This is a genomic window from Sphingomonas sp. LH128, assembly GCF_000293195.2.
GTDB lineage: Bacteria > Pseudomonadota > Alphaproteobacteria > Sphingomonadales > Sphingomonadaceae > Novosphingobium > Novosphingobium resinovorum_A.
Map to the genome: position 1 here is coordinate 1 of NZ_ALVC01000204.1, position 17,841 is coordinate 17,841.

Consider the following 17,841-nt stretch of genomic DNA (forward strand, 5'->3'; position numbering starts at 1 on the left):
CGGCTCGGTGAGCCATAACCCTATTGTCAGCTTGCCAGCACTGGCCGCCTGACCTGAACCTGATCCTGCCGTAGATCGACGGTTCCTACACCCCCCCGCGGGGCACTACCGTCATGACCCTTGATGAAGCCGGCGGGCGCTACGCGCCCTTGTCTCCATCAAGGCAACCGGACCATTCCAGAACCTGCTTCCCAATGTGCTACGGTCCAGAATTTATCGCCCATCCAAAAAAGGATGGTGTTCTGGGAAAGGCCGGCGAGACGTCCGGCATTGGCCTCTCACTGTTCCTGCGGCCTCTCCATGTTAAGCCGGGAGGAGCCACCGCAGCGTACGCCTGATCGGCCCAGTGACCTCATAGGTTGAAAAACGGCCAACTCGAAGAACGAAGTCGGAACACTATGGAGCTGGTACGGCGTCTTTGACGGCGAGGTTGCTGACGATGCGACTGATGGTGGCGCGATGGACGCGGAAGAGGCGGGCGATATCGGCTGTCGATCTGCCGGCGGTGAGCATGGTGATGACCTCGGCCTGCTGGTGAGGCGAAAGCTTGGGTTGGCGGCCGCCACTACGCCCCTGGGCGCGCGCCGAGCGCAGGCCGGCCTGCGTCCGTTCGCGGACCATGGCGCGCTCGAACTCGGCGAACGACCCCAGCATCTGCATCATCATGCGACCGGATGCTGTTGTGCTGTCAATGTTTTCGGTCAGCGAGCGGAACCCGGCGCCGGCTTTTTCGACGCGATCGAGGATGAGCAGCAGATCTTTCAGCGAGCGCGACAACCTGTCGAGCTTCCAGACGGTGAGGACATCGCCGGGCGCGAGACGGTCGAGCAGGCGATGAAGTTCTGGACGATCCCAGCGTCCGCCGGAGGCATGTTCCTCGTAGACGCGGGTGCAGCCTGCGGCTTCGAGTGCGTCGATCTGGGGGGCGGTATCCTGGTCTTCGGCCCTGGACACGCGCGCGTAGCCGAGCAGCTTGGTTGATGCTGCACTTTTCTGTTGCTTTTGCGCATCGTTTGGCAACAGCTTTGTGCGACGAGTAGCGCGTTGTTTTTGCTGAGCCGGCTTGGGCGCTGCGCAAACGACCGTTTGCGCACAGGGCTCTCTCATCATGATTTGCGTCCGCGATGGCGTGGCTTCAACGCGGCCGTGCGTTCCACCAGCCATTCGACGGCATCCGGGACAGCGCGCCAGGCGGCGCCGTTCTCCTCGACATAAGCAGTTGCCTCACTCGCCTTCGATCGGGCGGTTGAGGAAGGCGTTCACCCGCTCGTCGATCTCCGTGATCAGTCGGCTCACCTGACTCTTCGAGACGCCAGTGCCGCCCATAGCCGTGGCTCTGGGTCGCGAAGCGATCCGCCAGAACTACTCAGTCCAGTTCGTTACTGCGGCGACGCTGGTGGCGATGCTCGCCAAGGCCCACGACGATGGTACGCTCGACAAGCAGCTGACGCTGCTTGCCCGGCCCAAGCTGCGGATTCCGGGGTGATCGCGCGCACTATTCCGATTTGATGGCGCGCAGCATTCCGAGATGATCGCGCGCAGCGTTCCGAGCATTACCCGCGCAGCGTTCCGATTTGATGGCGCGCAGTTTGTGATGACGTGAGGCCTGATCGTTGGGACCAGTTCTCTGGCTGAGCAGCCAGGAGGATTGGATGCCGACGAGGAGGGTTGTGATGCGCCACGTGCGCGAGATTCTGAGACTGAGCCTGGATGCGAGGCTCTCGACGCGATCGGTAGCCAAGCTCGTCGGCGCGAGCCCGACGACCGTGCGTGATACGCTGAAGCGGTTCAAGCAGTCGGAGCTTTGCTGGCCGGTGCCGCCCGAGATGAGTGACGTGGATCTGGAGGAGCGCCTCTATGGCGCGTCTGGCGTAAAGCCAGGGCGGCGTAGGCTGGCAGAGCCGGACTGGTCGGTGGTTGCACGCGAGCTGAGGCGCAAGCACGTCACCCTGCAGGTGCTCTGGGAAGAGTATCACGCCGAGCATCCGGACGGTATCGCTACAGCCGGTTCTGCGATCTGTTTCGCCGCTGGGAAGGACGCTTGCCTTTGGTCATGCGCCAGAGCCATGCCGGCGGCGAGAGGCTGTTTCTCGACTATGCAGGTGACACTGTGCCCGTCGTCATCGACCGGCGGACTGGCGAGGTCCGCGGTGCGCACCTCTTCGTCGCCGTTATGGGCGGCTCCAGTTTGTCGTTTGCGCTGGCGACATGGACCGAGCAGTTTTCCGACTGGATCGAGGGCAACAATGCCGCTCTCGCCTTTTTCGGCGGCGTGCCGCAGCTGCTCGTTCCCGACAACGCGAAAGTGGCGGTGATCAAGGCCTGCCACTTCGATCCTCAGATCAACCGCAGCTACACCGACATGGCGCACGGCACGGCTGTGCTGCCGGCGCGGCAGCGCAAGCCACGCGACAAGGCCAAGGTCGAAGCCTGCGTCGGGATTGTCGAGCGCTGGCTGCTGGGCAAGTTACGCAACAGGATTGTAGATTTGCGCTGAGAGGTGACCCGGGATTTTCATCGAGAAGTGACCCAGGCAGAGGTAATGTCCCGCTGTGCGGGGCGTAGGTCAAGCCGGTGATTTTTCCTTTCTGGATTTGGGTGCCGCAGCGCTGGCTCTGAACCGGTAGCTGTCGTTGCCGGTCTCGAGGATGTGGCAGTGATGGGTGAGCCGGTCGAGCAGCGCGGTGGTCATCTTGGCATCGCCGAACACCTCTGCCCATTCGCTGAAGCTGAGGTTGGTGGTGATGACGACGCTGGTGCGCTCGTAGAGCTTGCTGAGCAGGTGGAACAGCAGCGCTCCGCCCGAGGAGCTGAACGGCAGATACCCCAGTTCGTCGAGGATGATGAGGTCGAGGCGAAGCAGGCGCTCGGCAAGCTGGCCGGCCTTTGTTCATGGCCTTTTCTTGCTCGAGTGAGCAGCCCCCACCGGGTGGTCCGGGCTGTTAGTTAGTGCATCGTCGTCTCCGCCGCCATTGCCGGTCGCAGGTGGAGCGAAGCGGAACCGGAGGCCGGCAATGGTGGTGTCGCCGCTTCCGGTGCCGGTGGGCGGTAGCCCAGACTGCTGTGCGGCCGGACGGTGTTGTAGTGTCGCCGCCAGGCCTCGATCAGCACCCTGGCTTCGGCGAGGCTGTAGAAGATCTCGCCGTTGAGCAGCTCGTCGCGCAGTGAGCCATTGAAGCTCTCGTTGTAGCCGTTCTCCCACGGTGAGCCTGGCGTGATGTAGAGCGTCTTCACGCCGACCTGCCTGAGCCAGTTCTGGACTGCGGTGGCGATGAACTCGCTGCCGTAGCACATTGGAAAGCAGGTTCTGGAATGGTCGTATTGCCTTGATGGAGACAAGGGCGCGTAGCGCCCGCCGGCTTCATCAAGGCGGTCATGATCGCCCAGCAGGTCTCTAAAGTGAGGTTGTTGAGACGACACTTTGGAGGCTGACCGACCATGACCAAGCTCTCTTCTATACCCGCAGGTCTACACCCGCAGGCGCCGTGCTGGTAGCGATCGATATGGCCAAGAACCGCCAGGAGGTGCTCATCGAGCGTCCTGAAGGAGGACGACGCAGGCGCGGGACTGTCAGGAATTCCGTGTGTGGGTGGGCATAATGGGCAAGAAGGAGACCCACTATGTGTCTGGTTGCGAAACGTCATTGGGATCAGGTAAGATGGGCGATCGCGGAGTACGCGTGGCGCTTTGAACCTTTGATCGGTGAGGTCCTGTAATGCCGCAGATTCATCCCCAAGCCCGAACGACGCCGGCGGTGCGGGCAGAGATTGCACGCTCCGTTGAGTCCGCCAGCATCGTCGCCAAGCGTTACGGCATCAGCGACGAGACGGTGCGCAAATGGCGCAAGCGAGGCGAGCATGCGTGTCAGGACCGATCCAGTCGTCCCAAGCGCCTGGCCTGGCGGGTAACCGAGGAGGAGCGTGCAATCATCTGCGCGGTTCGTCGCTCAACAGGCTTTGCGCTCGACGACCTAACCTTCGTGCTGCGGCACTTCCTGGCGCATCTCAATCGCGACAACATCTACCGTGTCCTCAAGGCCGAAGGCCTCAACCGCCGACCGGCAAAGCCAAAGCTGCTGCCTGCGAAAGGCCAGGGGCACTTCAGGGACTATGATCTCGGCTTCGTCCATATCGATGTCAAACACCTGCCCAAGCTGCGCACTGCCGACGGCGAGCTGCGCAAGCGATATCTCTACGTTGCCATCGACCGCTGCTCGCGCTTCGTGCATCTCGCGGTGTATGACGCTGAGAACGCGGCCAATGCCGTCGCCTTCCTCGCGGCAGCCAAAAAAGCCTTTCCCTTCAAGATCACCCATGTGTTGACCGACCGCGGATCCTGCTTCACCGCCGACGCCTTCGAACAGGCCTGCACTAACCTCGAAGTCTCGCGCCGCACTACTAAGCCTTATACCCCACAAACCAATGGAATGGTTGAGCGCTTCAATGGGCGTGTCGCCAGCGAAGTTCTTGGCATCAATGTCGCCGGCCACGCCGATCTGGAAACGCTTCTCCTCGGCTTCAACCATGCCTACAATCGAAGACGACAACGCGTCCTCGCAGGCTTGTCGCCCATCGACAAAGCGAAACAGCGTCTCGATCTGGAGCCAAGCCTCGCTAATCGTCTCTACACGCCCGCCGACACAGGTGACATCATGGCCAAAGTCGACGACGTAGTGCACTGTGCCAATGAGGTCTCACAACCAGACACCTATGTCCCGACGCAAGGAGCCGGTGATACCTGCTGATTTACTGGATCAGCTTTTGGCTGGCGGCGATGCGGCTGCAGCCCTCCAGCAGGGCGGCTTGCTGGACTCGCTTAAGAAGGCTCTGGCCGAACGGGCGCTTAATGCAGAGATGGATCATCATCTTGAGCAGGATGATCAGGCCGGCAACAACCGCAACGGCTATGGCCGCAAGACCGTGGTGACGGACACCGGCAAGATCGAGATTGAGGTGCCGCGCGACCGGCAGGGCAGCTTCGATCCTCAACTGATCGCCAAGTACCAGCGCCGCTTCCCTGGCTTCGACGACAAGATCGTGTCGATGTACGCGCGCGGCATGAGCACGCGGGAGATCACCGGGCATCTACGCGAGCTTTACGGGATCGACGTCTCGCCAGACCTGATTTCGACGGTCACCGACGCGGTGCTGGAGGAGGTCGCCGCCTGGCAGGCCCGGCCGCTCGATCCAGCTTATCCGCTGGTCTTCTTCGACGCGATCCGGGTCAAGATCCGCGACGAAGGCATGGTGCGTAACAAGGCGATCCATATCGCTTTGGGCGTACTCGCGGATGGCACCAAGGTCGTCCTGGGACTGTGGATCAAGCAGAACGAAGGCGCCAAATTCTGGCTGCGGGTCATGAATGAGCTGAAGAATCGCGGCGTGGACGATATTATGCTCGCCGTCGTCGACGGCCTCAAAGGCTTCCCCGAAGCGGTGGTCCAGACATGCATCGTCCATCTGCTCCGCAATTCGATGGACTTCGTGTCGTGGAAGGACCGAAAGGCCCTGGCAGGAGCATTGAAGGGCATTTACCGTGCCATCGACGCCAAGGCCGCTGAGGAGGCGCTGACGGCCTTCGAGGCCAGCGAATGGGGCTTGCGTTATCCCGCGATCGGCCAGAGCTGGCGCCGGGCATGGGCCGAGGTTGTCCCCTTCTTCGCTTTCCCCGACGAGGTCCGCAGGATCGTCTACACCACGAACGCCATCGAGGCGTTGAATGCGCAGCTCAGGCGGGCAGTCAGGGCAAGGGGGCACTTCCCCAGCGACGATGCCGCAACCAAGCTGCTCTATCTGATCTTGAACAGATCTGAGAAGGAGTGGAAAATGCCGCCTCGTGAGTGGTCCATGGCCAAGGCCCAGTTCGCCGTCCTGTTCGGTGAGCGCTTCATCAAGGCCATGGCGGCGTAATGTTTAACCGCCCACCCACACACGGAATTCCTGACAGTCCCCGATGAGCCGCGCAGCAGAAGTGCCTGCTCGATACGGTCTTTCACATGCCCGTGCCGGCTTTCAATGGAGCCGCTTCCTACACCACCCCGCGGGGCACTACCCGCCAGCGCGGCAAACCGGCGGGTGAGATCTTCCGCATCGTCAGCGCACAAGTTACGGAACGCGGCGGACAGGCTGTCTGAGCGATGCTCGTGCGGCGCGCCTCCCAGGATGGTCAGCGCCCGCGACAGGCCCGTTGCCAACGCGGTGTAGCTTTCGCCTCCCAGCACGATCTCGCCATGCTCGAAGCCCGAATACACCAGCGCAAAATGATAGAGCCGGTGGGCGAGCGGGACGCCAGCGACGTGTACGCCCAGCTTGCCCATGTCGGTGAAGTCAGACAGTCCCATCCGACCTGGGCTGTGTGTCTGGGGAAACATGACCTCCCGGTCCGGGCCATGCAGCGCCTTCCATGCCCGTATGCGCCGCTCCAGCGTCCGCCGGATTGCCGGAGTGATCCTGTCTGGATGCCTCCGATCCAACTCTGCCAGCACCGTTAGCCGATTTCATGGTTTCATTCTGGCACGGGTTTGTGACACCTGCAAACCCTTGGAAAAGCTAGGATGGGAAATTGGTGTCAAAACTGTCCGGGGCTGTTGCAAAACACCGGACACGTTGATCTCTTCCCTATGTTTCGCGTCCGAGAATGAAGGAGCGGCGCCATGATGGGCACGGCTTGCGAGAATGGAAGGTCCGGGCCGGGCTCCCGAACCATAGATGGCATGTTGCCGCGCGACCACCTTCTTCGCCGTGTCGACCGGCTGCTCGACATGGGCGAGCTGAAGGCCGCGTTGGCGCAGCATTATAGTCCGCGCGGTCGACCTCGGTTGATCCCGAGCTGCTGATCCGGATGGCGCTGATCGGTCGCATCTACGCGATCAGGTCGGAGCGTCGACTGTGCGAGGAGCTGCGCTACAATCTCGCTTACCGCTGGTTCTGTCGCCTTTCGGCAGGTGCATACGTTCCGCATCATTCTACCTTCAGCAAGAACCGGCATGGCCGCTTTCGCGATGCCGGAGTGTTCCGTTTGCTGTTCGAGAACACGGTCCGGCGCTGCATTACGAAGGGATTGGTCGCCGGCAAAGACGCCGCGATCGACGCCTCGTTCATCGCCGCGGATGCGAGTTGGCAACGCAAGGTGCCTCCGGTCAACCTGCCTGACGCCAGTTGTGCAGCCCGCCCGGTGCGCGAATGGCTGGCCGATCAGGCGAGGGCTCTGGCGCCGCTCACCGGCACGACCAAGGGTTTCCCGGGTGTCCCGCGCACAGATCCTGCCCGCGGCTTGGTCGGCTCGCACCGTACGAGGGCGGTTCGGCTATGCCCTTAATGTCCTGATCGACACTCCGAGTGGAGCCGCGCTCGATGTCGAAGCGACTCCGGCCCGCTTCGCGGACGAGGTGGACGCGGGACGTGATATGCTGGCGCGGGCCGCTGATCGGTTCAATTACCGGCCTAGGCGGATCGCCGCTGACAAGGCTTATGGCAGCGCTGCGTTCCTCGCCTTCGTGCGCGATCAAGGGGCGCTGCCCCACATTCCTGTGATCGAGCGCTCCGAGCAGACCAAGGGCAAGTTCGCGCGCGAAGCGTTCACCTACCATCGCGACCGTGACTGCTGCATCTGTCCGGCCGGAAACATGCTCGCGCACCGCGGTTTTCACCGGCCGACCGGGGTGCATCGATACACTGCCCGACCGAATGATTGGCTGGCGTGTTCCTTGCGCAAGCAATGCACGGGCGGACGTCACCGCGGGCTGTGCCGCATGGAGGACGAAGACGCGCGCGATCTCGCGCGGGACGAGATGCGAACCGGCCTTTTCAAGCGGTCGATGCGGCTGCGGCGCGGCGTTGAAAGGCTGTTCGCTGATGCCAAGGTGAAGCATGGGATGACCCGGCTCCATCTTCGTGGCCTCCGAGGGGCAGAGGAGGAGTTCCTTGTCGAGGCGGCCGTGCTGAACCTCCTGCTGTTGGCGCGGCCGGATCATGCCGGTTCCCGATCGCTCGCCGGGAAATGACGATAGAACGTTGAGCGGCCGACTTTCAGCAGTCTCGCAACTTTGGCAGGGGCATCCCCCGCCGCCAGCAGCTTGCGCGCGGTATCAAGCATATCGGGGGTCATAACCGATTTACGACCCCCGCCGGTGCCGCCCCTCGCGCGAGCCGCTGCCAAGCCGGCAACCGTCCGTTCTTTGATGAGTTCGCGTTCCATTTCGGCAACCGAGGCCAGAATATGAAACAGTAGCCGGCCTGAAGGGGTGGCCGTGTCAAACCCATCTGTCAGCGACCGAAAATCGACCTTGCGGGCGGACAGGTCGGCCGCCAACTCGATCAAACCTTGGATCGAGCGGCCAAGCCGATCGAGCTTCCAAATCACCAAAGTGTCGCCGGCACGTACGAAGTCGAGAGCTTCCGCCAGCCCAGGCCGGTTGACCTTCGCACCGCTTGCCTTGTCGGTGAACAGCTTCTCACATCCGGCTTTGCTCAGTGCGTCGGTTTGCAACGCCAAATCCTGATCGGCGGTCGAGACGCGCGCGTAGCCGATCAGCATTTGTCCCGAAACTCCATCTCAATCAGCCAATTCCGGGACGTATATTTCGGGAACATGTTTTGGGAAAGCGAAACCTGCTATTTGGATGACACAGCGGTTCGGTCTGGGTCGTCCCGTTGGAGGTTCCTTTCCGGGACAATCGCGATCGGCGGGGTGAGCTCGCAATCGGATAACGTACGATACCGAGCATCCTGTAGCCGGTCCCTTGTTTCCGTTATGGAGCAGAGCCCACCCAGCCCCCCGCCGTCGCGACATACAGGCGCGCCACGTTCAGAAATTGGCGGGTGCGGGCAACGACAAGCCCGTTGCTGGAGCGTTGATACAGTCGTTCGGCCTCGAGCACCTGAATTATCCCGGAGTTGCCGACTTGGAAGCTGCGGCGGGAAAGCTGCCGCGAGCGGTTTGCGACTGCCACAGCCTCGGTCTGCACGGTGACGGAACGCGTGTCGTTCTCGATCGCGGACAAGAGGTCGGCCACTTGGCCGAACGCATTAAGCACGGTTTGCTGGTAAGTGGCCTCGCTCGCCCGCGCGCGGTTGATCGCCGCAGCGCGTTCGGCCTTCAGCGTGCCTCCGTGAAAAATCGGCGCGGTCAGCCCGGCAAAGATGTCGTAGCCGCGAAAGGCGTTCTTGACGAGGTCGCCGATACCCGGTGCGCCTTGGGTCACCGTCGCGCCGAGCGTGATGTCAGGATAGAGTCTCGCGGTCGCGACGCCGACGCCCGCTGCTGCTGCATGAAGGTCAGCCTCGGCCTGCAAAATGTCGGGCCGGCGGTGGACGAGTTCCGAGGGTAACGCGACCGGGATCGACGCGGGAAGTGTCAGCTTGGCGAGATCGAAGTCACTCGGGCCCAAGCCGGACGGCGCGACGCCGACCAGCGTCGCAAGAAGGTGCCGCGCCTCCGCCAGCTGCTGCTCAAGTTGCGGCAAGTCACCGCGATCGGCGGCATATTGGCTCTGCGCGTTCAAGACCTCAACCAGCGTGCCTTCGCCACCCTGGCGACGCTTCTGCGTCAGGTCGACGTTGCGCAGATCATCGCTGAGCAGCGCGTTCGCCGTCGCGATCTGCGCACGGAGCGCGGCGACTGTGAGCACCTGATTGACCACCTGCCCCGCGACCGACAGGTGCGCGGCCTCCGTCTGACGCTGCTGCGCTTCGGCCTGTGCGGTGCTTTGCTCAGCCTGGCGCCGCAGGCCGCCGAACAGGTCCAAGTCGTAGCTGATCCCGCCCCCGACGGTGTAGAGGTGGAATTCCGGATTGCCGCCTGGGGTGAGTGGGTTGTTGCTGGCAAAGCCGAAGCCCGCGAGATTAACCTGCTGCTGATCGGCGCGCGCGTTGACATCGACCTGGACCTGGCGCCTGCCCGTGACCGCGCGCACCTCCTCGCGAGCTGCCGACAGCGTCGCGTTGCTTGCGGCCAAGCTGTTGTTGTTCGCCATCGCGCGCTCGACCAGAGCGTCGAGTTCGGGCGAGCCGAACGCGGTCCACCAGCGTGAGGCTGGGCCGCTGCCGAGAACGACCGAGGGCCCGCCGGTATAGGCCGGGTGTTGTTCGGCTGGTGGAAGATAGGCAGACGTACTCGGGGCAGCCGGACGGGTGAAGTTGGGGCCAACGGTACAGCCGGCCAGCGCTGTCGTAGCCACAAGGACAGGAAGTAAGCGCATCGGATCAGTCCATGTGAATGGTCGGGCCCTCGCGGACCCCGACGCGGGGTCCGCGCATCAGGAGCAGGAGAGGGATGATGACGAGGGTGAGGACGAACAGCAGCCAGAAGGCATCGACATACGAGACCATCGATGCCTGCCGACTGATTTGTGCGTTCATCGCGGCGACGGCGCTCGGCAAATCGAAATCGAAGCTGCCGTCGAGAGCGGGGTTGTCAGGCCTTATGCCTTCCACCAACCGTGAGTGAACCGTGGCAGCGTTGCGAATAGTCATCGCCTGGAGCACTGAAATGCCCACCGCCGAGCCGATGTTGCGGGTGAGTGTGAACATCGCGGCGCCCTCATTGCGATATTTGGCGTCAAGCGTCGCGAACGCGAGCGTGGTCAGCGGCACGAACACAAGACCGGTGCCGATCCCCTGGATGAACCCTGAGAGGATCACCGGCCCTTGGCCCATCTCCAGCGAGAAACCGGACATGATGTGCAGCGACCAGGCCGCGATGCCGAAGCCGAGGAAGATCAGCAGGCGCGCATCGACACGCTTGATGATGCGCCCGACTACGATCATCGACACCAGCGTGCCGACGCCGCGCGGCGCAGTGACGAGGCCGGTCAACACCACCGGATAGCCCATCAGCGTCTCAAGCATCGTCGGCAGCAAGGCGAGCACACCGAACAGCACGGTGCCGAGAAAGAAGCCGAAGATCGATCCCACCAGAAAGTTTCGATCCTTGAACATGCCGATATCAATGAACGGCTTGCGCGCGGTCAAGGTATGAACGACGAAGATGTAGCCGAAGAAGAGGCCAAGTGCGCCTTCAACGCAGATTTCCAGCGAGCTGAACCAGTCTTTGGTCTGCCCGCGGTCGAGCATCAGCTGGATTGAGCCGATGGCAAGCGCAAGCATCATGAAACCGAACAAATCCAGCCTCGGCTTCGCCGCGTCCTTGGTTTCGGTTAAGAAACCCGACAGGCCAGCGAAGGCAAGCGCGCCGATAGGCAAGTTGATGTAGAACACCCAGCGCCACGACAGATTGTCGGTCAGCCAGCCTCCCAGCGCCGGGCCGATGATCGGGCCGAGGATGGCGCCCATGCCCCACACCGCCATGGCCGGGCCGTGGCGTTCGGGCGGGTTGATGTCGAGCAGGATAGCTTGACTCATCGGTACCAGCGCCGCGCCGAAGATGCCCTGAAGCAGCCGGAACCCGACCAGTTCGCCAAGGCTGTTAGCCAGGCCGCACAGCCCCGAGACGACCGTGAAGCCGACGATCGACCACAGCATCAGCCGCTTGCGCCCGAACCGCCCGGCCAACCAGCCGGTCAGCGGCGTCATAATAGCCGCGGCAACGATATAAGAAGTGAGAACCCAGGTGATCTCCTCGCCCGACGCCGACACGCTGCCCTGAATATGGGGCAAGGCGACATTGGCAATGGTGCTGTCGAGCGAGTTCATCACAGTTGCCGCCATCACCGACGCGGTGATGAACTGCCGCGCGGTCGGTTCGGGATAACCGTCGGTCATTTTGCCTGGGTCGCACCGCCGAACAGATGACGCTCATAGCCGGTATCGACGCTCACCTCGACGCTGAGCCCGGCGTGGAGCGGCACATCCTTTGGTAGGGCGTCGATGCTGAACTCGATCGGCAAACGCTGAACGACCTTGACCCAATTGCCGGTCGCGTTCTCCGCCGGCAGCAGCGAGAAGCTGTTACCCGTTCCCGGACTGAAGCTGGCGACGCGGCCGGTGAGCTTCAGGTCAGGAAAGGCATCGACCTTGAACGTCGCACGCTGGCCGATCCGCATATGATTGAGCTGGTCTTCCTTGAAATTGCCCTCGACCCAGAGCCGGGTGCTGGCGAGCGTGAACACGGGCTTGGCTGCCGAGACGTAGCTGCCGACCTGAAGCTGGTTCACCTTGGTGACGATGCCGTCCTGCTTGGCACGTACCACCGTGTAACCGAGGTTTAATCGTGCGCGCTCGAGTGCCGCCTGCGCGCGCTGCACGGCCGGCTGACGATCGGTCGGCGCGTTGACGCTACCGGTCAGGGTCGCGGCAACCCCGGCGTTCTGCTGGACTGAGGTCTGGATCTGCTGACGAGCGGTTTGCGCTGCAAGTACCGCCTGATCGTACTGGTTTTGCGACGAAATGCCTTCGGCAAGCAGAGCTTTCTGCCGCGCCGCTTCGCGCACGGCATAAGCGAGCTTGTCCCTGGCCGCTTGCAGCCCAGCTTCACCTTCACGATAGTTGGCGCGAAGCGACGCGACTTGGGTGCGTGCATTGGCAAGCTCTGCCTCCGCTTCATCGACGGCAGCTTGGAACGGCGCCGGATCGATCCTAAAAAGGACGTCACCGGCTTTGACATGTTGGTTGTTGCCTACAGTAATCGAAATGACTGACCCGCTGACGTTGGCGCTGACCGCGGCGAGCCCTGACTGCAAATAACCGTTGTCGGTCTCCTGATAGCGCCCCCCGCTCAGGTAAAAGAACAGACCAAGCGCTATGGCGATCAGCGGCGCAGCTAGCAGAAGTGGCTTGCGTAACCGAGCCCGGCTCTTCGGCTGATCATCGACGGAGCCCACCACCGGCGCAGGATCAACGACTGGCACTGAGTCTTCCAGATGTTGATAATCGGCAGCGCGTTCCGTCCTATCTTCCAAGCTCATATAACCTCTACGGCTTCACAATGCATCGACCGGCTTGCATGCTGAGGAAATCGCCAAAGCTGGTCCGCACGCCATTGCGCCCTCGAAATATAGAAAGCAAACGAATAATGCGGTACCGTATAATAATGCTTGTGTAGTTACTGACGAGCGGTAAGGCAGAAGGCGGTGAACGTGGTGCAAAGGTTTCAGCGAGATGGCCGACGGTGTTTCTCAGACGGGATCGCGCATTTCCCTGCCGATAACAGGACGACCCAAAGGAGGACCGAACGCCAAAATGGCGGGCGCGGAGCAGTACGCCCCGGCAACACCTGCGCCGACGTTCGAGAGGAGAAGTTTCGCTTCGCAGGTGTCGCTGATTACCCGATTGCTGCGCAAGCGCTTCGACGAGCGGGCGCGGGCCATGGCCCTCCCGAATGGCGAGACGCTCACACGTGCTCAGTGGCGCATGCTCGGTGCCATTCACCTCAACGAGGGGTCCACCCAACGGGAAGTCGCCGAGCGTCTGGAGATCGGGCCAGTAGCCGCCGGCCAGTCCATTGATCGCCTTGAGCAATCGAAATGGGTCGAGCGACGCGCTGATCCGGCGGACCGACGGGTCAAGCGCTTGTACGTGACCGACGCCGCGTTACCGGTCTTGGCGCAGCTGGGACTGCTTGGAAATAGCGAGGATCAGCGTGCTATCGTCGGAATACCTTCCGAAGACATGCGACGGCTGACTACGTTGCTCGACGATGTCATTGCGAATCTAAGGGTGCCTGAGAGGTGACCTCGATCCGATTGTGTCGGCGGGTTTTGCCTAGCTTCACGCTTGAATGGCCGCGGATCTCGGATCGGACCCGGCCCTCCCGTCAAGGGCACCGCCGTTCGATCTTGCTACGGCGACAAGCAGAAACTGCGATGCGCGTTCCAGATCCAGCTCTGCACAGATCCCGCCGTCCATCTGGCCCGCTTTGGCGCTGATTTCTTCTTCTGTGTAGGGCGGTGACAAACCAGGCCACAGGAGCGCCGGCAAACTGCTGAGCGCGGCGGAGTAAAATTCTGCCAGTGGTAGAGCTGCCCTTTTGAGGCGGCCGGGATGTTCGTCGTGGAGAGCTACGCAGCCGTGAGGCGCTACGTGTTCGTTGAGGGCCATAGTCGTCGAGAGGCGGCCCGTGAGTTCGGGCTGAGCCGCGAGACGGTGTCGAAGATGTGCCGGTTTTCCCTTCCGCCGGGATACACGCGGACGAAGCCGGTAGATACCCATCTGCGCACCGGCGTGCCGTGCGGGGACCGGATCGGCCTGCTCAATGTCCTGCTCGCCGAAGGGCTGAACCTCGGCCTGCGCAAGATGGCCGAGCGTGCAACACGCATGATTACTGGCAGCTCTCCCGCCTCGCGCTGGCACGTTGAGAGCGAGGCGATCGACCAGGCGCTGGCCGCCGTGGTCGCGGCGCAGGGCAACCTGCCGATGGCGCGGGTCTGGGGCATGGGAACCACGGCGTCCGCCGATGGTCAGTTCTATCCTGCCGCGCGGCAGGGCGAGGCGATGAACACGGTCAATGCCCGCTACGGCAATGATCCCGGCATCAAGGCCTATCAGCCCGATGACGAAGTCGCTTTTGGCGGCGCGAGCGTCAGCCGATGTCGGTTGAAATGGCGATGAGCAATGCAGCGTTCTCGTTGCCGGCACGGGTGACAAACGCGAAAAGCAGCGTGGTCTCGGTCTGAAAGACGAACAAAGCTACCGGAGCGACATTTGCAGCCTCCCTCGGGGTGCCACATCCGAACAGAGCCCGCATGAGAATGCCGAGATTGAAGCCTGCGACGTGGATCAGGTAGCGTTTGTGAAGGTTCTCGCGCCCACGCAGCCATGCGCGGCGCATACCGCCGCGATCGAGGACATGGGCGAAGCTGCGCTCGACCATCTCGCCGCGCTTGCGCATCGCCCTGCGGCCGACGGCGGACTTCAGGCGGGAGCGGTTGGCGTAGACTGCCTTTTGCGCGGCCTCGTCACCGTGCCAGCGCAAAATGCCGTTGGCCGGTTTGGGTTCGGAGATACGGCTTTTCCATATGTCTTGGTCAAGGGTCTTGAGGACGCCACGTGAGTGGTACCCTTTGTCCGCCACAAGATCGCAGGGCTGTTCGCATGTCGGGGCCAAGCCGATGCTGGCGAGGTTTTGCACTGCTGCTTCCAAAGTAGGATCAAGCGTGTTCGTATCGCCCTGATCGGCCGGGTGGATCGGCGCGGCGACGATCACACCTGTGTCGAGATCGACTGCATGCTCGGGCTTGTAGCCAAGCCTGGTTGATCCATTCTTCATCCGGGCGACCTTGGCATCGGGATCGGTCGCGCTCTCCCAATCGGTGTTCGACAGCTTTCTTGCCCTTGCGCTTGCGATCAAGCCGCACGAGGTCATCGGCGGTCGGGGTGTCGATGCCGCTTTCCTTGGCCATCCGCGTGAGCATCTCGCGGTATGTCTCGCCAGTATCGCGACGTACGATCGTGCGCAGCGCCGCATTGGCTTCCATGGTCGACCCGTCCACGCCGATCCGTTCGGCCTTCACCAGGTCATGTCCGGCGACCAGCGCCAGCACCCAGCCAAAGATCTTGTCGTGCACCTCATGCGGCAGGCGGCTGCGCGTCTTCGACATCCAACTGTGATCCGGCACCTTCTCCCGGTTCGTCAGCCGCAAAAACTCCCGCAGCGACAGCGAATCCGAACAGCGCCAGACGATGCCGCGCTCGCTGTGGATGCCCTCGAAATAGCCGATCAACAGCATCCGGAAATAGCGACCTGGCGGTACCGATGGCGCCCCCATCCGCGGCGCGTAGTAAGCCTTGCAGCTGTCCTCGACAAAGCGGTCGAACCCGGCTTCGACCAGTAGCTTCTGGAGCCTGTCGTAAAAGGCGTGGCCTGGAGACCGCGGCACATCGGCCCACGATACAATCAGGTCCGGCTGACTCTCACCCTCGCGTCTCATCGCCATACCGGCACACCTGCATCATCATCCACGCCCATACTGAATCAGGCGAGCCCGACTTCGTCAACGGGCTGCTATACCCACGTCAACGACCGCTTCGCGCCGTTCTCGTCGCGCACCATTCCCGCAACGGTCAGCGAGGCACCCTATCTGCTCGACGGACTGACGATGAACGAGGCAGGGCGGCGGATCGAGGAGCAGTACGCCGACACCGGCGGGTTCACCGACCATCTGTTCGGGATCAGCGCCATGCTCGGCTATCGCCTCGTGCTGCGCATCCGCGATCTGCCGTCCAAACGGCTGTATGTGTTCGATCCCGCCGCCACGCCGGCAGAACTGCGCCCGCTGGTGGGCGGCAAGGCGCGCGAGGCGCTGATCGTATCGAACTGGCCGGACCTGTTCCGTTGCGCCGCCACCATGAGCACCGGCCAAGTCGCGCCGAGCCGCATCCTGCGCAAGCTCGCCGCCTATCCGCGCCAGAACGACCTGGCCGCAGCCCTGCGCGAGGTCGGCCGGATCGAGCGCACGCTGTTCATCATCGAATGGATCCTCGATACCGGCATGCAGCGACGCGCACAGGTCGGCCTCAACAAGGGCGAGGCGCACCACGCCTTGAAGAACGCCCTGCGCATCGGCCGCCAGGGCGAGATCCGCGACCGCACCACCGAGGGCCAGCACTACCGGATCGCGGGCGTCAACCTGCTCACCGCCATCATCGTCTACTGGAACACCTCGGCCATGCCGTCGAAGCCAGACGACGCGAAGGGCTGGATACGCCCGACCATCTTCTCGCCCATGTCTCACCGCTGGGATGGGCGCACATCCTCCTCACCGGCGAATACCTCTGGCCCAAGGACGCCGACGCTTAGACCCAATGACTGCCGGAGCCTCAAGGGCTCAAATCTGAGATGCTGACGTTGGATTGGTGAGCAACGGAGGCGAGTCATGACACAGGCAGTGAAATATGTCGGTTTGGACGTGCACAAGGAAACCATCGCGGTCGCAGTCGCTGATGGAGAACGCGGAGGCGAGGTGCGCTTTGTAGGCACAATCGTCAATGAGGACGACGCAGTCAGAAGGCTGGTCAAGCGACTGGCGGCGCCGGATGTAACTTTGAGCGTCTGCTATGAGGCTGGCCCTTGCGGCTATGGTTTGCACCGGCTTCTGACGAAACTGGGACAGGCTTGTATCGTTATCGCCCCCTCAATGATGCCGAGACGGCCGGGGGATCACGTAAAAACCGACCGGCGTGATGCGATGACGTTGGCGCGGCTGCTGCGTGCCGGCGAGCTCACCGCGATCTGGGTGCCGGACGAAGCCCACGAGGCGGTGCGCGACCTGATCCGGGCCCGGCGAAGCGCTCAGGAAAATGCTACCGAGGCGCGGCAGGCAGTGCGAAGTTTCCTGCTCCGCCACGATCGTCGTTTTGGCGGCAAGACGGCCTGGACGAAGATGTACTGGCGGTGGTTATCGGAACAGCGCTTCGACTTCCCGCACCAGCAGCTGGCCTTTGAGGAAATGCAAAAGCGGGTGCTGGAGGCTCAGGCACGGGTCGGTCGCCTCGAGGCCGCGCTGGGCGAAGCAATGCAAGCCTGGCATTTCGGAGCGCTGGTCCACAATCTCCAGGCCTTGCGCGGCATTAGGCTGATCGTCGCCGCTACGCTGGTCGCCGAGGTCGGTGATCTCACTCGCTTCGACAACCCAAAACAGTTGATGGCCTATGTCGGCCTGGTGCCCTCCGAGCATTCCAGCGGCGCTCGTACCAAGCGCGGCCGGATTACCCGCGCGGGTAATGGACATGCCCGAACCATGCTGGTCGAAGCAGGATGGTCGTATCGTCTTCCTGCCCGCGAGGAGCGCCGTTATCGTGAGCGCGTTGCTGATTTACCAGACGAAATCCAGGCGATCGGATGGAAAGCACAGGTTCGCCTGTGTCAGCGCTACCGTCGCCTGGCAGCCACCGGCAAACCGCAGCCGAAGGTGACCACTGCGATCGCGCGTGAACTGGTCGGCTATGC

17 protein-coding genes and 7 pseudogenes are annotated in these 17,841 nt (G+C 62.5%); 11 read left to right on the forward strand and 13 right to left on the reverse strand.

The genetic code is table 11. From position 1 onward, the window contains the following. Nucleotides 1–396: 396 nt before the first annotated feature. Both LH128_RS16665 and LH128_RS33520 read right to left on the reverse strand, forming a co-directional pair. Nucleotides 397–1,020 carry a recombinase family protein gene (locus LH128_RS16665; protein ID WP_008830831.1) on the reverse strand — a complete coding sequence of 208 codons (624 nt, stop codon included), beginning with the start codon at nt 1,018–1,020 and terminating at the stop codon, nt 397–399. A 207-nt stretch (nt 1,021–1,227) separates the two neighbouring features. Further along, a pseudogene (locus LH128_RS33520) lies at nt 1,228–1,329 on the reverse strand (transposase); the annotation flags it as partial. Nucleotide 1,330: 1 nt separating this feature from the next. On the opposite strand from LH128_RS33520, the gene LH128_RS32265 reads away from it, so the two are divergent. Then, nucleotides 1,331–1,486, forward strand: coding sequence for an ATP-binding protein (locus LH128_RS32265; protein WP_008830833.1), 156 nt, complete (start codon nt 1,331–1,333; stop codon nt 1,484–1,486). 9 nt (nt 1,487–1,495) lie between these two features. On the opposite strand, the gene LH128_RS34155 is transcribed toward LH128_RS32265, so the two are convergent. Next, a complete protein-coding gene (locus tag LH128_RS34155; protein WP_008830834.1) occupies nt 1,496–1,792 on the reverse strand; it encodes a hypothetical protein in 297 nt (98 codons plus the stop codon). Here LH128_RS34155 and istA point away from each other — a divergent pair. Next, nucleotides 1,674–2,482 (forward strand): annotated as a pseudogene (istA, locus tag LH128_RS34595) (IS21 family transposase); the annotation flags it as partial. The gene LH128_RS34155 and the pseudogene istA sit on opposite strands and share 119 nt — an antisense overlap. An 84-nt stretch (nt 2,483–2,566) precedes the next feature. On the opposite strand, the pseudogene LH128_RS32275 reads toward istA, so the two are convergent. Continuing rightward, nucleotides 2,567–2,915: pseudogene (locus tag LH128_RS32275) on the reverse strand (ATP-binding protein); the annotation flags it as partial. A 31-nt stretch (nt 2,916–2,946) separates the two neighbouring features. Continuing rightward, nucleotides 2,947–3,285 (reverse strand): annotated as a pseudogene (locus LH128_RS16680) (integrase core domain-containing protein); the annotation flags it as partial. Nucleotides 3,286–3,715: 430 nt separating this feature from the next. On the opposite strand from LH128_RS16680, the gene LH128_RS16685 reads away from it, so the two are divergent. Both LH128_RS16685 and LH128_RS16690 read left to right on the forward strand, forming a co-directional pair. After that, nucleotides 3,716–4,744 (forward strand): IS481 family transposase, encoded by a 1,029-nt coding sequence (locus LH128_RS16685; RefSeq protein WP_008830838.1) that lies wholly within the window; start codon nt 3,716–3,718, stop codon nt 4,742–4,744. Continuing rightward, nucleotides 4,710–5,909, forward strand: coding sequence for an IS256 family transposase (locus tag LH128_RS16690; RefSeq protein WP_037519879.1), 1,200 nt, complete (start codon nt 4,710–4,712; stop codon nt 5,907–5,909). The genes LH128_RS16685 and LH128_RS16690 overlap by 35 nt, the downstream gene beginning before the upstream one ends. A gap of 41 nt (nt 5,910–5,950) precedes the next feature. On the opposite strand, the pseudogene LH128_RS34600 reads toward LH128_RS16690, so the two are convergent. Both LH128_RS34600 and LH128_RS34605 read right to left on the reverse strand, forming a co-directional pair. Continuing rightward, nucleotides 5,951–6,490: pseudogene (locus LH128_RS34600) on the reverse strand (IS21 family transposase); the annotation flags it as partial. A 6-nt stretch (nt 6,491–6,496) separates the two neighbouring features. Then, nucleotides 6,497–6,793, reverse strand: coding sequence for a hypothetical protein (locus LH128_RS34605; protein WP_172705095.1), 297 nt, complete (start codon nt 6,791–6,793; stop codon nt 6,497–6,499). A 47-nt stretch (nt 6,794–6,840) separates the two neighbouring features. Between LH128_RS34605 and LH128_RS34610 the strand changes: the two genes are divergently transcribed. After that, a complete protein-coding gene (locus tag LH128_RS34610) occupies nt 6,841–7,317 on the forward strand; it encodes a transposase (RefSeq protein ID WP_008830841.1) in 477 nt (158 codons plus the stop codon). Then, the gene (locus LH128_RS34615) at nt 7,244–8,002 is read left to right on the forward strand and encodes a transposase (protein WP_327195195.1); all 759 of its coding nucleotides are present in this window, start codon (nt 7,244–7,246) and stop codon (nt 8,000–8,002) included. Before LH128_RS34610 ends, LH128_RS34615 begins: the two co-directional genes overlap by 74 nt. Here the strand turns inward: LH128_RS34615 and LH128_RS16705 are convergent. The 4 genes from LH128_RS16705 to LH128_RS16720 form a co-directional block, all read right to left on the reverse strand. Then, the gene (locus LH128_RS16705; RefSeq protein ID WP_008830843.1) at nt 7,969–8,535 is read right to left on the reverse strand and encodes a recombinase family protein; all 567 of its coding nucleotides are present in this window, start codon (nt 8,533–8,535) and stop codon (nt 7,969–7,971) included. The two genes, LH128_RS34615 and LH128_RS16705, sit on opposite strands and share 34 nt — an antisense overlap. Before the next feature lie 214 nt (nt 8,536–8,749). Then, nucleotides 8,750–10,198: an efflux transporter outer membrane subunit gene (locus LH128_RS16710; protein ID WP_037519883.1), complete on the reverse strand. Its 1,449-nt coding sequence runs from the start codon at nt 10,196–10,198 to the stop codon at nt 8,750–8,752. A gap of 4 nt (nt 10,199–10,202) precedes the next feature. After that, the gene (locus tag LH128_RS16715; RefSeq protein ID WP_008830845.1) at nt 10,203–11,720 is read right to left on the reverse strand and encodes a DHA2 family efflux MFS transporter permease subunit; all 1,518 of its coding nucleotides are present in this window, start codon (nt 11,718–11,720) and stop codon (nt 10,203–10,205) included. Beyond that, nucleotides 11,717–12,862, reverse strand: coding sequence for an HlyD family secretion protein (locus tag LH128_RS16720; RefSeq protein WP_008830846.1), 1,146 nt, complete (start codon nt 12,860–12,862; stop codon nt 11,717–11,719). The genes LH128_RS16715 and LH128_RS16720 overlap by 4 nt, the downstream gene beginning before the upstream one ends. 193 nt (nt 12,863–13,055) lie before the next feature. Between LH128_RS16720 and LH128_RS16725 the strand changes: the two genes are divergently transcribed. The 3 genes and pseudogenes from LH128_RS16725 to LH128_RS16730 all read left to right on the forward strand — a co-directional run bounded on the left by LH128_RS16725 (nt 13,056) and on the right by LH128_RS16730 (nt 14,504). After that, a complete protein-coding gene (locus LH128_RS16725; RefSeq protein ID WP_327195196.1) occupies nt 13,056–13,628 on the forward strand; it encodes a MarR family winged helix-turn-helix transcriptional regulator in 573 nt (190 codons plus the stop codon). A gap of 309 nt (nt 13,629–13,937) precedes the next feature. Further along, nucleotides 13,938–14,099, forward strand: a pseudogene (locus LH128_RS34620) (helix-turn-helix domain-containing protein); the annotation flags it as partial. A 6-nt stretch (nt 14,100–14,105) separates the two neighbouring features. Further along, nucleotides 14,106–14,504 carry a Tn3 family transposase gene (locus tag LH128_RS16730; protein ID WP_327195198.1) on the forward strand — a complete coding sequence of 133 codons (399 nt, stop codon included), beginning with the start codon at nt 14,106–14,108 and terminating at the stop codon, nt 14,502–14,504. Here LH128_RS16730 and LH128_RS34165 read toward each other — a convergent pair. Continuing rightward, the gene (locus tag LH128_RS34165; RefSeq protein ID WP_327195197.1) at nt 14,476–15,162 is read right to left on the reverse strand and encodes a transposase; all 687 of its coding nucleotides are present in this window, start codon (nt 15,160–15,162) and stop codon (nt 14,476–14,478) included. The genes LH128_RS16730 and LH128_RS34165 overlap by 29 nt on opposite strands. Beyond that, the gene (locus tag LH128_RS34170) at nt 15,044–15,616 is read right to left on the reverse strand and encodes a transposase (RefSeq protein WP_327195199.1); all 573 of its coding nucleotides are present in this window, start codon (nt 15,614–15,616) and stop codon (nt 15,044–15,046) included. The genes LH128_RS34165 and LH128_RS34170 overlap by 119 nt, the downstream gene beginning before the upstream one ends. Nucleotides 15,617–15,898: 282 nt before the next feature. Here LH128_RS34170 and LH128_RS16740 point away from each other — a divergent pair. After that, a pseudogene (locus LH128_RS16740) lies at nt 15,899–16,692 on the forward strand (Tn3 family transposase); the annotation flags it as partial. Between the two features lie 76 nt (nt 16,693–16,768). Continuing rightward, a partial coding sequence (locus LH128_RS16745) for an IS110 family transposase (RefSeq protein ID WP_037519890.1) occupies nt 16,769–17,841 on the forward strand: 1,073 nt, incomplete at its 3' end.

Bases quoted from the DNA above. Each gene is read 5' to 3' on its own strand.
- LH128_RS16685 (WP_008830838.1), top strand. From the start codon at position 3,716: ATGCCGCAGATTCATCCCCAAGCCCGAACGACGCCGGCGGTGCGGGCA.
- LH128_RS16690 (WP_037519879.1), top strand. From the start codon at position 4,710: ATGTCCCGACGCAAGGAGCCGGTGATACCTGCTGATTTACTGGATCAG.
- LH128_RS34605 (WP_172705095.1), bottom strand. From the start codon at position 6,793: ATGCTGCGCCAACGCGGCCTTCAGCTCGCCCATGTCGAGCAGCCGGTC.
- LH128_RS34610 (WP_008830841.1), top strand. From the start codon at position 6,841: ATGGCGCTGATCGGTCGCATCTACGCGATCAGGTCGGAGCGTCGACTG.
- LH128_RS16705 (WP_008830843.1), bottom strand. From the start codon at position 8,535: ATGCTGATCGGCTACGCGCGCGTCTCGACCGCCGATCAGGATTTGGCG.
- LH128_RS16710 (WP_037519883.1), bottom strand. From the start codon at position 10,198: ATGCGCTTACTTCCTGTCCTTGTGGCTACGACAGCGCTGGCCGGCTGT.
- LH128_RS16715 (WP_008830845.1), bottom strand. From the start codon at position 11,720: ATGACCGACGGTTATCCCGAACCGACCGCGCGGCAGTTCATCACCGCG.
- LH128_RS16720 (WP_008830846.1), bottom strand. From the start codon at position 12,862: ATGAGCTTGGAAGATAGGACGGAACGCGCTGCCGATTATCAACATCTG.
- LH128_RS16725 (WP_327195196.1), top strand. From the start codon at position 13,056: ATGGCCGACGGTGTTTCTCAGACGGGATCGCGCATTTCCCTGCCGATA.
- LH128_RS34165 (WP_327195197.1), bottom strand. From the start codon at position 15,162: ATGAAGAATGGATCAACCAGGCTTGGCTACAAGCCCGAGCATGCAGTC.